At 65.8% G+C, this 13,647-nt stretch carries 11 protein-coding genes; 9 read left to right on the forward strand and 2 right to left on the reverse strand.

Annotation, left to right across the window (positions count from 1 at the left end; genetic code table 11):
- The first annotated feature begins 1 nt into the window (after position 1).
- From HFP57_RS02965 to HFP57_RS03005, 9 genes are read left to right on the forward strand one after another with little or no spacing between them, the layout of a single operon-like run.
- Positions 2–1,546: an XrtA system polysaccharide chain length determinant gene (locus tag HFP57_RS02965; protein ID WP_176868407.1), complete on the forward strand. Its 1,545-nt coding sequence runs from the start codon at positions 2–4 to the stop codon at positions 1,544–1,546.
- A gap of 13 nt (positions 1,547–1,559) precedes the next feature.
- Positions 1,560–2,465 (forward strand): P-loop NTPase family protein, encoded by a 906-nt coding sequence (locus tag HFP57_RS02970; protein WP_176868408.1) that lies wholly within the window; start codon positions 1,560–1,562, stop codon positions 2,463–2,465.
- On the forward strand, positions 2,462–4,099 hold the full coding sequence (locus tag HFP57_RS02975) for a hypothetical protein (protein WP_176868409.1): 1,638 nt from the start codon (positions 2,462–2,464) through the stop codon (positions 4,097–4,099). The genes HFP57_RS02970 and HFP57_RS02975 overlap by 4 nt, the downstream gene beginning before the upstream one ends.
- 35 nt (positions 4,100–4,134) lie before the next feature.
- Positions 4,135–5,337: an XrtA/PEP-CTERM system-associated ATPase gene (locus HFP57_RS02980; RefSeq protein ID WP_176868410.1), complete on the forward strand. Its 1,203-nt coding sequence runs from the start codon at positions 4,135–4,137 to the stop codon at positions 5,335–5,337.
- A gap of 27 nt (positions 5,338–5,364) precedes the next feature.
- On the forward strand, positions 5,365–6,210 hold the full coding sequence (locus tag HFP57_RS02985) for an XrtA system polysaccharide deacetylase (protein WP_176868411.1): 846 nt from the start codon (positions 5,365–5,367) through the stop codon (positions 6,208–6,210).
- Complete coding sequence (locus HFP57_RS02990; protein ID WP_246263287.1) at positions 6,207–7,274, forward strand: FemAB family XrtA/PEP-CTERM system-associated protein; 1,068 nt, start codon at positions 6,207–6,209, stop codon at positions 7,272–7,274. The genes HFP57_RS02985 and HFP57_RS02990 overlap by 4 nt, the downstream gene beginning before the upstream one ends.
- Positions 7,271–8,512 (forward strand): TIGR03087 family PEP-CTERM/XrtA system glycosyltransferase, encoded by a 1,242-nt coding sequence (locus HFP57_RS02995; protein WP_176868412.1) that lies wholly within the window; start codon positions 7,271–7,273, stop codon positions 8,510–8,512. Before HFP57_RS02990 ends, HFP57_RS02995 begins: the two co-directional genes overlap by 4 nt.
- Positions 8,512–10,050, forward strand: coding sequence for an exosortase A (gene xrtA, locus HFP57_RS03000; protein WP_176868413.1), 1,539 nt, complete (start codon positions 8,512–8,514; stop codon positions 10,048–10,050). Before HFP57_RS02995 ends, xrtA begins: the two co-directional genes overlap by 1 nt.
- A gap of 6 nt (positions 10,051–10,056) precedes the next feature.
- Positions 10,057–11,964, forward strand: a complete 1,908-nt coding sequence (locus HFP57_RS03005; RefSeq protein ID WP_176868414.1) for an XrtA/PEP-CTERM system amidotransferase — start codon at positions 10,057–10,059, stop codon at positions 11,962–11,964.
- Here HFP57_RS03005 and truA read toward each other — a convergent pair.
- Both truA and fmt read right to left on the reverse strand, forming a co-directional pair.
- The gene (gene truA / locus HFP57_RS03010) at positions 11,952–12,695 is read right to left on the reverse strand and encodes a tRNA pseudouridine(38-40) synthase TruA (protein ID WP_176868415.1); all 744 of its coding nucleotides are present in this window, start codon (positions 12,693–12,695) and stop codon (positions 11,952–11,954) included. The genes HFP57_RS03005 and truA overlap by 13 nt on opposite strands.
- Positions 12,692–13,597, reverse strand: coding sequence for a methionyl-tRNA formyltransferase (fmt, locus tag HFP57_RS03015; RefSeq protein WP_176868416.1), 906 nt, complete (start codon positions 13,595–13,597; stop codon positions 12,692–12,694). Before fmt ends, truA begins: the two co-directional genes overlap by 4 nt.
- Positions 13,598–13,647 lie beyond the last annotated feature (50 nt).

Genomic DNA, 13,647 nt, shown 5'->3' on the forward strand with positions numbered 1-13,647 from the left:
CATGAACGGCATCTACGAAGAAATCAGGATCGCACTGCACGCGATCTGGCAGCGCCGCTGGCTGGCGCTGGCGGTCGCCTGGGGCGTCGCCATCCTCGGTTGGCTCGTGATCGCGATGATCCCGAACAGCTACACCTCGCAGGCGCGCATCTACGTCCAGCAGGAATCGGTGCTGACCAACGAAATCGGCGTCACGGGCCGCGAACAGCGCGCGAATATCGAGCGCATCCGCCAGACCCTGGCATCGACCGCCAATCTCGAACAGGTCGTCCGCCAGACCGATCTCGCGCAACAGGCGACGACCGACGCGCAGGTGCGCTCGCTAGCATCGCAGCTGCGCGCGAACGTTATGGTGGCCGCGCAGCAGGATCCGAACAGCTTCGGACAGCCTGGCAACATGTTCGAGATCAGCGCCAGCTGGGACGGCCCGGGGCTCGCCCGGCAGATCAATCAGAAGCTCATCGATGTCTTCGTCGAGGAAAATCTCGCCGGAACGCGCGCCGAAGCGACCCAGTCGGTCGAATTCCTCGATCGCCAGATCGCCGAGCGCGAGCAGCGCCTCCAGCAGATGGAAGAGCGCCGCGCCAATTTCGAAAGCGAATATAGCGGTCTGCTGCCCGGCACGGGCACGATCGCCCAGCGCATGGAACAGGCGCGGTCCGAACTCCGCAACATCGAGGGCGATCTTGCCGCGGCGCAGAGCTCGCTATCGACAGTCCAGGCGCAATTGGGCGCGACGTCCGCCACGACCAGCGTCGCCGGCGGCGGTGTAGCGGCCGGACCGGCCACGGCGCGGCTCAATGCGCTCCAGGCGCAGCTGGCCGACGCCCGGGCGCGGGGCTGGACCGACCAGCATCCCGACGTCGTCGCGCTCGAATCCCAGATTTCCCGGGCGCGGGCACAGGCGCGCGGTGAACGCGGAAGCGGGCGCCGGTTTGGCGGCGGCGTGTCGAACCCGCTCTACACGTCCCTGCGCTCGATGCTCGCCGATCGTCAGGCGCAGGTCGCGGCCCTGACCGCGCGGCGCGATCAGTTGCGGGCCGGTATCGAACAGATCGAGCGCCAGCGCACGACCAATCCGGGCCAGCTTGCCGAGCTCCAGCAGCTCGATCGCGACTATCTGGCGCTGCAGACCCAGTATAACCAGCTGGTCGCCGACCGCGAACGCGTGCGGCTGCGCGGCGACGTCGTCACCGAAACCGACAGCAACACTTTCCGCGTCGTCGATCCGCCCAGCATGCCGAGCGCGCCCGCCGCGCCCAACCGGCCGCTGTTGCTGATCCTCGTCCTGTTCGCCGCGATTGCCCTGGGTATCGCGGCCGCCTTCGCGCAAGGCCAGCTCAAGACCACCTATCCGACCGCCCGGCGGCTCGGCAGCGGTACCGGTCTTCCCGTACTCGGCGCGATCAGCGAAGTCGTGAAGCCGGCCGATGCCGAAATCCGCAGGCAGAATTTCCGGCGTTTCGCGGCCGGCACCGCTGCTCTCTTCGGCGTGTTCGTCGTCCTGATGGCGGTCGAATTCATCCAGCGCGGCATGGCAGCCTGAGGGGACAGGAACGATGAACAAGCACAGCTCCATCCGCTCTTCCGGTTCGCTGCTCGAGCGCGCCTCGGAAAAATTCGATTTCGCGGCCGCGCTGCGCGGCGCCGCCACCGAGTTTCCGGTCGACGATGCGGTGCCGACCGCCGATCCCGCCGCGTCGCCCGCTCCGGCTGTCGCACCGGCCTTCGACCGCGAAGCGGTCTGCGTCGACCGGGTCGCGCTGGCCGAAGCCGGTTTCGTGTTGCCCGATCAGCGCCCGGGCCCGCTCGCCGAAGAATTCCGCATCGTCAAGCGCCAGCTGCTGCTTCGGGCGGCCGGCGAGGGCGGACCGCCGATTGGAAATGGCCGGATGATCCTCGTCTGCTCGGCCAAACCCGATGAGGGGAAGACTTTCTGTTCGGTCAATCTCGCGCTGTCGATGGCGCGCGAAACCGATCTCGACATCGTGCTCGCCGACAGCGATCTCAACAATCCGGAAATCGCCGCCTTGATGGGCGTGGAAGACGGGCCGGGACTGATGGATGCCGTCGCGGATCCGGCGATCGACATCGAATCCTGCCTGGTGCGGACCGATATCTCCAATCTCTCGCTGTTGCGGGCGGGCCGTCGAACCGATGACGCCACCGAATTGCTGGCGTCACAGCGGACGAGCGAGATTTTCCGGGCGCTGCTGGCCAGCAACCCGACACGCATCGCGATTTTCGATTCGCCGCCCGCGCTTTCGGCCTCGCCGGCCTCGGTGCTCGCCATGCATGCCGGCCAGACCGTGCTGGTCGTCAAGGCGGACACCACGAACGAAGCGGAACTGCGCGAAGCGCTGGGGCTGCTCGACGGCTGCGATCACATTCAGCTGCTTCTCAACGGCGTCACCTTCACGCCGAACGGCAAGCGGTTCAGCGAATATTACGGGTACGGGGAATGATCATGGGTACCGCCTCACCACGCCAGCTTTGGAACGGCTCGATCGGGATCGGCGCGGCCGCGATGCTCGCCCTTTCGGTACAGGCCGAGGCGCGCACCGAAATCGCGCCCTATATCGAGGTCCAGCAAATCCTCGATTTCGACCTCAGCAATAACGACGCGCTGGGCGATGACGTCGTCACCTACACCTCGGTCGCCGCCGGCGTGGATGCGTCGGTTGCAACCCGGCGGATCGAGGTCGGCGCGAGCTATCGTTACGAGCGGCGTATCGACTGGGGCGACGATATCGCCGACGACGATGTCCATAGCGGCCTTGTCCGGGCGCGCGCCAATATCACGCGCGGCCTCAGCCTCGAAGCCGGTGCGCTCGCGGCGCGTGCGCGTGCCGAGATCGGCGGCGACGGGCTCGGCTCGCTGACCGGCGATAACGACAACAGCACTCAGATATACTCGATCTATGGCGGACCGACGCTGTCGACCCATGCCGGCCCGCTGGAAATCGGCGCCGGCTATCGGATCGGCTACACCCATGTCGAAGACAATTTCGCCGCCAATAGCGATCCGACCCAGGCGCCGGTCGATTATGTCGATCACACGACCTATCATCTGGCAACCGCCAGCGTCGGCATGTCGCCGGGTGGAATGCTGCCTTTCGGTTGGATCGTTTCGGGCGGTTATGAGCGCGAGGATGCGAGCCAGCTCGATCAGCGCTATGAAGCCTATTACGGCCGGGTCGACGTCACCGTTCCGGTGACGCCAACGCTCGCGCTCGTCGGCGGCGTCGGCTACGAGGACATCGAGATCAGCCAGCGCGACGTCATCGTCGATGCGACCGGCAATCCGGTGCTCGACAATAACGGACGGTTCCAGACCGATCCCAACTCGCCGCGCCTACTCGCCTACAATGTGGACGAGGTGATCTACGACGCAGGCATCCTGTGGCGGCCCAATCCGCGGCTCGAACTCTCGGCGCGGGTCGGCCATCGCTACGATACCACCATCTACAATGGTTATCTGACTTATCAGGCCAGCTCGTCCAGCACGCTTCAGGCGGCGGTGTACAACGAAATCGGCAGCTTCGGCCGCGGCACCACGAACACGCTGGCCGGCCTGCCAACCAGCTTCACGCTCGGCCGCAACGGCTTCAACCAGTTCAACGGCTGCGCCTTCGGCGATGACGGCAGTGCGGGCGGCTGTTTCGACAACGGTTTCCAGTCGCTCAACGCAGCCAATTTCCGCAGCCGCGGCGGCAACCTGGTCTGGACCGGCGGCCGCGGCCCGTGGAGCTATGGCGTCGGCGCCGGCTATCAGAACCGCCGCTATTTCGCGCCGACGACGAGCGCCAATTTCTCGCTCGATCGGGTGACGGACGAGGCCTTCGCGCTGCAGGCCAATCTCGGCCGCCAGCTATCGCCCAATTCGAGCCTCGACGGCAATCTCTACGCCACCTGGTTCGAAAGCGGGATCCCTGGCGAAGCCGATGTGTTCAGCAGCGGCGGTTCGGCGACGTACAGCGTCGGCCTGTATAGCGGGCTGAGCGCCCAGGCCTCGGCCGGGCTGTTCGCCAACGATGTCGAAGGCGAGGAAACCGACTGGCTCGCGACGTTGCTGTTCGGCGTACGCTACGGATTTTAGGGAAAACGCGCAAAAAGCGTTCGAAGGAAAGACATATGTATAGCGAACATTACGGCCTGACCGGGAACCCGTTCCAGCTCACGCCCGATCCGCGTTTCTGGTTCGAAAGCGAAACGCACAAAAAGGCGATGGCCTATCTCGGCTATGGCCTGGCGCAGGGCGAGGGTTTCATCGTCATCACCGGCGATATCGGCGCGGGCAAGACGACTTTGGTCGGCCATCTGATGGCGACGATCGACACGTCCCGGCTCACCGCGGTGCAGATCGTGTCCACCCAGGTCGAAGGCGATGATATGCTGCGTCTCGTGGCGCAGCAGCTCGGCATCGACGCCCATGGTGTCGAAAAGGCCGAGCTGATCGACCGGGTCGAACGCTTCCTTCACGGCCAGGCGCGCGAGGGCAAGCGGACGCTGCTCATCGTCGACGAAGCCCAGAATCTCTCGGTTTCGGCGCTCGAAGAGCTGCGCATGTTGTCCAATTTCCAGTCGGCCGGCCGCGCGCTGCTCCAGATATTCCTGCTCGGCCAGCCCGAGTTTCGCGACCGGGTCCGCAAGGCCCCCAATCTCGAACAGCTGCGCCAGCGGGTGATCGCGACGCATCATCTCGATCCGATGCAGGCGAACGAGATCGAGCCCTACATCGTGCATCGGCTTTCGATCGCCGGATGGACCGGCAAGCCGCAATTCACCGTCGAGGCCTATGCGACGCTCTACCGGGCAACCGACGGCGTACCGCGCCGCCTCAACACGCTGATGGCGCGCGTGCTGCTGTTCGGCGCCGTGGAAGATCTCGAGACGATCGATGGCGATGCCGTCAAGGCCGTTGTCGCGGATCTGGCCGGCGAGGATGCTGACGTTGTGCCAGAGAGCGAACCGGCATTGTCCGCCAGCGAAAATGTGGAGGCTGATGAGCCGCCCGAGACTGTCGATCTTTCCAAAACGGACCCCGAGCCGGCCGACCTGGACAGCGATATCTACGCGTCGCTGGTAGCAACCGAGCAGCCGGAAGAAGAGCGAGTGAAAGAACCCGTCCAACTGGACCGGTCGGTCGCTGCGCCAGGGAGCGCAAATAACGATGCCGGCGAAGAGGCCGATGCGGACGCCCGGATCGCGGCGCTCGAAGCCCGGCTCGAGGAACAGGAAGCCGCCCTGCGCCGCGTCTTGACCTTGCTCGTCCAATGGGTCGAGGAAGAAGACACGCAGCCGAGTTTCGGCGTCGTTCGCGGCGACGCGGCCTAAACCAGCGCGAGGAGGTAATGGCGCGCCATGCTCAATGCGCTTTCGGTCGACATCGAAGACTGGTTCCAGGTCGGCGCGTTCGAGACCGTTATCGCGCGTGACGACTGGGATGCGCTCGCGCATCGCGTCGAGCGCAACAGCGACGCCGTCCTCGATCTGTTCGATCGCGCGGGCGTCAAGGGAACGTTTTTCACGCTGGGATGGGTGGCGGAACGCTATCCGGCCCTGATCCGGCGGATCGCAGAAGCCGGACATGAGGTCGCCAGCCATGGCTGGGACCATCGGCGCGTCTTCACGATGCAGCCCGAAGAGTTCCGCGCCGACATTCGCAAGGCGCGTGCAGCGCTCGAAGTCGCCGCGGGAGAGCGCGTGTCCGGTTACCGGGCGCCCAGCTTCTCGATCGATGCCCGCACGCCCTGGGCGCACGAAATTCTGGCGGAAGAGGGCTATGCCTATTCCTCGAGCGTCGCGCCCGTTGTCCACGATCATTATGGCTGGCCGGAGGCGCCGCGCTTCGCCTTTGCGCCGTGTGATGACAGCGAGCTGATCGAGCTGCCGGTCACGACAGCGCGGCTCGGCGGGCGTACGATCGCGGCGGGCGGCGGCGGTTTCTTCCGGCTGCTGCCCTATCGCTTTTCGCGTTGGGCGATCGGCCGGGTGAACGGCAATGACGGGCGGCCGGCGATATTCTATTTCCATCCCTGGGAGATCGACCCCGAACAGCCGCGCATCGAAAACGCGCCGCTCCGGTCCAGGGTCCGCCATTACAGCCGGCTGTCGGCGATGGAGGCCAAGCTCGAGCGCCTGCTCCGCGACTTCCGATGGGGGCGTGTCGACCGTGTCGCCGAAATGCAAAAGGCGACGGTCCAGTGAACGCGCCCATGTCTCTCCACAAATTGCGCATCCGGGCCGCCGATCTCCGCGATCCGAACGAATGTGCGCGGATCGAGGATTTCATCCGCGAGACCGAGGGCGGGACGCCGTTCCACCTGCCGCGCTGGCTGAAAGCGATCGAACGGGGATGCGGCCAGCCCGGCCATATACTGATCGGCGAACGGGCAACCACGTTGCGCGGGATATTGCCGCTCACCGAAATCCATTCGCCGCTGTTCGGCCGGGCGCTCGTATCGAGCGGCTTTGCGGTCGGGGGAGGGGCGCTCGTCGCCAATCCGATCAATGCGAATGCGCTGGCCGACGCCGCCTGGCAGCTCGCCGAACGGCTGAGCATCCCCGAGGTCGAACTACGCGGCGGCGCGCTGCCCAAGGGATGGCCGGTGCGCAGCGACGTCTATGCCGGGTTCGTCGGGGCGCTGGCCGAGAGCGACGATGCGCAGCTTCAGGCGATACCCCGCAAGCAGCGGGCCGAAATCCGCAAGGCGCTGAAGAATGATCTGACCGTCGCGTTCGGAACGGACGAGCGCGATCGCGAGGCCCATTACGCGGTCTATGCCGAAAGCGTGCGCAATCTCGGAACGCCGGTGTTTCCGCGCGCGCTGTTCGATGCGATGCTCGACGGGTTCGGCGACGAGGCCGATATCACGACGGTCCGCCATCACGGCGAGCCCGTCGCTTCGGTACTGACCTTCTACTTCAACGGCACCGCGATGCCCTATTGGGGCGGTGGCACGTTCGCGGCGCGCGCCCTGCGGGCGAACGAACTTCTCTATTTCAGCCTGATGAACCATGCCCGCGAACGCGGTTGCACGCAGTTCGACTTCGGTCGCTCAAAGATCAAGACCGGCCCCTACAACTTCAAGAAAAACTGGGGCTTCACGCCCGAACCGTTGCATTATGCGGTTCGAACCGCGAACGGCGCGACACCGCGTGAAATGAACCCGAACGACCCGAAATACCGGTTGCAGGTCGCGCTGTGGCAGCGGCTGCCGTTGCGGATCGCCAACCGTATCGGGCCCTGGATCGCAAAAGGGCTCGGTTGATGGGCGACATCCTCTTTTTCGCCCATCGCATTCCCTATCCGCCCGACCGCGGGGACAAGATCCGCTCGTACAACATCCTCAAAAAGCTGTGCGAGCTGGCAACCGTCCACGTCGCGACCTTCGCCGATCACGACGAGGATCTGGGGCACGCCGAAACGCTCCGGCCGATGCTGGGATCGCTGCATGTCGAAAAACGGACCGTTTCCAAACCGGTTGGCGGCGTCCGGGCGATCCTGTCCGGAAAACCGATTTCGCTGACCCTGTTCGACCGCCCCGGTATCCGCGATTTCGTCTCACGGACGATGGAAACGGAATCGATCGACACCGTTTTCGTCTTTTCCGGGCAGATGGCGCAGTTCGTGCCCGAACTTCCGCCGGGCATCTGCTTCATCATGGATTTCGGCGATGTCGATTCGGCGAAATTCGCGTCCTATGCGGAATCGAGCTCGATACCGATGCGCTATGTGCACGCCCGCGAAGCCCGCAAGCTGGCGGCGTTCGAACGGGAGACGGCGCAGCGGGCCGATGCCAGCCTGTTCGTCAGCGAGGCCGAGGCCGCGCTGTTTCGAAGCGAAGCCGGTCTCGATGCCGATCGGGTACGCGCCTTGGAAAACGGGATCGATTGCACATTTTTCGATCCCGATGCCGCATTTCCCGCAATCGAACGGCCGGCCGGTCCGCTGGTCGTTTTCACCGGGCAGATGGACTACCGGCCCAATGTCGAGGCGGCCGTGAGTTTCGCCGACGACGTCCTGCCGATCATCCGCCTGCAAAATCCGCACATCACATTCGCGGTCGTCGGCCGGAACCCGACCGGCGAAGTGGAGCGGCTTGCCGGGCGCGACGGGGTGATCGTCACCGGCGGGGTCGCGGATATTCGCAGCTGGCTCGCGGCCGCCGATGTCGTCGTCGCGCCGCTGCGCATCGCGCGCGGGATCCAGAACAAGGTACTCGAAGCGATGGGGATGGCCCGCCCCGTAATCGCCTCGCGTCCGGCCTTCGAAGGTATCGACGCCGTGCCCGGCCGCGATCTCCTCGTCGCGGATACGCCGGCCGAAGAGGCGCAGCTCGTCCTCGAACTGCTGAGCAACAGCGCGATGGGCGAAGTGATGGGCCGCGCGGCGCGCAAGCGCATGCTCGAACGCTATGCCTGGGACGAAACGCTGGCGCCGCTCGCGGCGCTGACCGGCCGCGACGGGCTGGCGGACCCCAAGGACGCTTTGGCCGAGGTCCGCTGATGACGGCGAGCGATACCCTGGACCGTCCTTCGGCAGCCGGCGCGGTCGGCGCATGGCGGCCGAGTCTCGTCTTGCTGGCGGCCGCGGCGGCGGGTCTCCTTCTGCTGTTCCGCGGCGACGCCGCCGACATGGTTTCGGTCTGGTGGAACAGTTCCACGTTCAATCACTGCCTGCTCATTATCCCGATCATCGGGTGGCTGGTCTGGAACCGGAAGGCCGAGCTCGCCGAACTGACGCCGTCGGCCTCGCCCTATGGCCTGGCGATAGTGGCGCTGGGCAGCCAGAGCTGGTTGCTCGGCGAAGCCGCGGGCGTCGCGCTCGCACGGCATCTGGGCGTCGTCGTGATGCTGCAGGGCGCCGTCGTCTCGATACTCGGCCTGACGGTCACCCGGGGGCTGTTGTTTCCGCTCGCCTATGCGCTGTTTCTCGTCCCGTTCGGCGAAGAGTTCGTGCCCTTTCTCCAGGAAATTACTGCCGAGCTCAGCATGATACTGCTCGGCCTGTTCGGTCTGCCCGCGCATATGGAAGGCGTCTTCATCACCACGCCCTCGGGCTATTTCGAGGTTGCCGAAGCCTGTTCGGGGGTGAAGTTCCTGATCGCGATGGTCGCGCTCGGGGCGCTCGCCGCCAATCTGTGCTTCCGGAGCTGGCGGCGGCGCGGGGCCTTCCTCGCGCTCTGCATCGTCATGCCGATCGTCGCCAACGGAATCCGCGCCTTCGCGACCATCTACATCGCCGATGCGACGGGCATCGAATTCGCAGAGAATTTCGATCATGTCGTCTATGGCTGGTTCTTCTTCGCCTTCGTCATCGCCGCGGTGCTGGCCCTGGGCTGGACGTTCTTCGATCGCGATATCGACGATCCCGCCTTCGATCCCGCTGAAATCGAGCCGCGCAAACCGTTAACCCACGGCCCGAACCGCCGTTATGCAATGACGCTCGCCGTCTTTGCGATTGCCGTCATTTCGCCCGTCTGGATGGCCGGCAATGCCGCTGCCGCCCGCGACACGGTTCCCGCCCCGTTCTCCGCGCCGCAGATCGCGGGTTGGGCGCGCAGCTCGGCGCCGATGGCCTATCCGTGGCGGGCGACCTATGCCGGCGCGGACCGGCTGCTCGAAACCCGCTACAGCGACGCGGCGGGGAGGGTGGTCGATCTCGCCATCGGCTATTATGCCAATCCGGTCGAGGGGCGGGAGCCGGTCGGTTTCGGACAGGGCGGACTTCCGGCCGAAACCGAATGGTCCTGGTCGGAAAACAGCGCACCGCCGCCGTCGGGCCGCGCCTATCGCATCATGGCGCCCGGCCCTGTGGCGCGCGAGGTGTTCCAATATGTAATGGTCGGCGACCGGCTGACCGCTGGCGGCGGCCGGGCCAAGCTGGCGACGTTACGCGCGCGGCTGCTCGGCGGCGACCGGCGCGCCGTCGGGATCGTGATTTCCGCCGAAGGCCGCGAGGTGCGGGCGGCTATCGAAGAGTTCATCGCCGACAGCGGCGGTGTTGAACAGCTGGTTGACCGCGTGACCGGCTTGGCCGACTGAACCGCCATGTGCGGGATTGCGGGCATCTTTCATCTCGAAACGGCGAAACCCGTCGATCCGGACCGGGTGCGCGCGATGGCGGACGTACTCGCGCATCGCGGCCCGGACGGATCGGGCGTCTGGACGGCGCAGGGTGTCGGGCTCGGCCATAGGCGGCTGTCGGTTATCGACTTGGAGGGCGGAGATCAGCCGATGGCGACCCCCGACGACACGCTCGTCACCATCTTCAACGGGGAAATCTACAATTATCGGGAAATCCGCGCCGATTTGTGCGCGCTGGGCCATGAGTTCCGGACGGATAGCGATACCGAGGTCATTCTCCACGGATGGCGGCAATGGGGCCCGCTCTGTGTCGAGCGTTTCCACGGCATGTTCGCCTTCGCGCTCTACGACGAAGAGGCAAAGACGCTGTTTCTCGGTCGCGACCGGCTCGGCGTCAAACCGCTCTATTATGCCGAAGTGTCGGACGGCAGCCTGATCTTCGCGTCCGAACTCAAGGGGCTTCTCGCCCATCCGCTGTTGCGCCGCCGGCCCAGCGAACAGGCGATCGAGGACTATCTGGCGTTCGGCTATGTGCCCGACGACGCCTGTTTCGTCGCCGGCGTGCACAAGCTTCCGGCCGGCCATTATCTGATGACCCGCCGCGGCCTGCCGCTCGCCGATCCGCGCCGCTACTGGGACGTCGCCTTCGCGCCGAAACGGCGCAAGGCAGGTGCCGCCGAGGACGAGCTGATCGCCCATATGGGCGAGGCGGTGCGCAGCCGGATGATCGCCGACGTGCCGCTGGGCGCGTTCCTGTCCGGCGGCGTCGACAGTTCTTCGGTCGTCGCGCTGATGGCCGAAGCGAGCAAGGAAGCGGTCGAAACCTGTTCGATCGGCTTCGACGAGGCCGATCATGACGAGACCGAATATGCCGAGCAGGTCGCCGAACGCTTCGCGACCAATCACCGCAAGCGGATCGTCGCGGCAGACGATTTCGCGCTGATCGATACGTTGGTCGAGGCGTTCGACGAACCGTTCGCGGATGCCAGCGCCTTGCCCACCTACCGCGTCTGCGAACTGGCGCGGGAGAAGGTTACCGTATCGCTGTCCGGCGACGGTGCGGACGAGATTTTCGCCGGCTATCGCCGCCATGTCTTCCATGCCGGAGAGGAGAGGGCGCGGCGCCTGCTGCCGGGCGCCGTCCGCCGGCCACTGTTCGGCGGGCTCGGCAAAGTCTATCCGAAACTGGATTGGGCGCCGCAATTCCTGCGCGCGAAATCGACGCTGCAGGGTCTCGGACAATCCGGGGCCGAGGCCTATGCCGAATCCGTCGGCGTGACCGGGCCGGGATTGCGCAACGCCCTGTACAGCGACGCCATGCGATCCGCGCTGGCAGGCCATCGCGCCGAGGATCGCTATGTGAGTGCGATTGCCAATGCGCCCGCCGAAGACGGCCTTGCCGCCGCGCAATATGCGGATCTCAAGATCTGGCTGCCCGGCGATATCCTGACCAAGGTCGACCGGACGAGCATGGCGGTCAGTCTCGAGGCGCGCGAACCGTTGCTCGACCACCGGCTCGTCGAATTCGCCGCGACCCTGCCGCTCAAACAGCGCGTGCGCGGCGGAACCGGCAAATGGCTAATGAAACAGGCGATGCGGCGCTACCTGCCCGAGGATATCCTCCATCGCCGCAAGATGGGCTTCGTCACGCCGATCAGCGCCTGGTTCCGAGGCGCTCTGGCGGGCGAGGCGGACAAGCTCGTCAGCAGTACGGCGCTGGCGGAAACCGAATGGTTCGACCGACAGGCGGTCAAGCGGATCGTCGAGGCGCACAAAAGCGGGCGCGAAGAGCATGGGCGGTTGATCTGGCAGCTGATGATGCTGGACCGCTCGCTGCGCCGGGTGTTCGGCCTGGGCGATCAGCCCGCATAATCGGCGCCGAGGAAGTAGAGACCGTCCGGCGGCGCGTTGAGACCGAGCCGGTTCCGGTCGGCCGCGTCCAGCGCCGCCTGCAGATCGTCCGCCGACCAGCGCCCCATGCCGACCAGCGCCAGGCATCCGACCATCGAGCGGACCTGGTGATGGAGGAAGGAGCGGGCGGCGGCATGAACCCTCACGGCATCGCCGTCGCGCTGCACGGCCAGCGAGCCGAGCGTCTTGACCGGGCTGTCGGACTGGCAATGGGCCGAGCGGAAGGTCGTGAAATCATGCTTGCCGACGAGCAGTTGCGCGGCTTCGTGCATCGCGGCTTCGTCGAGCCGTTGCGGGATACGCCAGGCCCGGCCGTTCTCCAGCGCCAGCGGCGCCCGGCGGTTGACGATCCGGTAGAGATAGCGGCGGCCGATACAATCGAAGCGCGCATGCCAGTCGTCGGTCACTTCCTCGCAATCGAGAATCGCGATCGGCTCGTCGCGCAGCTTGGCGTTCAGCCCCTCGCCGAGCCGGAAGGCGTCGATTTCCTTCGCGATATCGACATGCGCGGCCATCGCCACGGCGTGGACACCCGAATCCGTCCGGCCCGCGCCGTAGACGAGCACCTCTTCGCCGGTGATCCCCGTGCAGGCCTCTTCGATCGCCTGCTGAATGCTGGGTCCGTGCGGCTGCCGCTGCCAGCCCATATAGGGCCGGCCGTCATATTCGATGGTGAGGCGAAAGCGCGTCATGCGAGCGACGTGCCGGCCGGGATCGGAAGGCCCCGTAGAAGGTCGGCCGTGTCCATCGCGGCCTTGCCGGCGCGTTGTACCCGTGTCGGGCGGAGCGCGCCCGTACCGCAGGCGATGGTCAGCGCGTCGTCGAGCACGGTTCCGGGATCGCCGGATTGTCCGGAAATATCGGCAGCGAGCACTTTGAAGCGTTCGCCTTCGTGCTCGAAAAAGGCCCCGGGCATCGGGTTGAAGGCGCGGACGGCGCGCTCCACCTGTTCGGCCGGTTGCGTAAAATCGAGCCGCGCTTCGGCCTTGTCGATCTTGTCCGCATAAATGGCCTCTGCATCGTCCTGTGCCTGCGGCTCCAGCGTGTCGAGTTCATCGAGCGTATCGCAGATCAGCGAGGCGCCGATGGCCGCGAGTTCCGCCGTCAATTCTCCAGCGGTCTTGTCCTCGACCAACGTCGCGGCGACGGTCAACATCGGCCCGGTATCGAGTCCGCGCTCCATCTGCATGATCGTGACGCCGGTCGCCGGGTCGCCTGCAAGGATTGCGCGCTGGACCGGTGCCGCCCCACGCCAGCGGGGGAGCAGGGATGCATGGATATTGAGGCAGCCATATTTGGACGCATCGAGAATCGTCTGGTTGAGAATCAGGCCATAGGCCGCGACGACCGCGACATCGACGTCGAGCGCGGCAAAGGCGGCTTTCTCTTCGTCCGGTTTCAGGCTGGCCGGAGTGCGGACCTCGACACCCAGTTCCTCCGCGGCCTGCTGCACGGCCGACGCGCGCGGCTGCTTGCCTCGGCCCGCCGGGCGGGGAGGCTGGCTGTACACCGCGACGATATCGTGCCCGGCATCGGCCAAGGCGCGCAGCGCCGGCACCGCGAAATCGGGCGTTCCCATGAAAATGATCCGCATGTCGCTGCTTCAACCGCTTGGCAAAGGGGAGCGCAACCCCCTACCTAGGA

The sequence above is a fragment of the Parasphingopyxis algicola genome (assembly GCF_013378075.1).
Taxonomy (GTDB): Bacteria; Pseudomonadota; Alphaproteobacteria; order Sphingomonadales; family Sphingomonadaceae; genus Parasphingopyxis; species Parasphingopyxis algicola.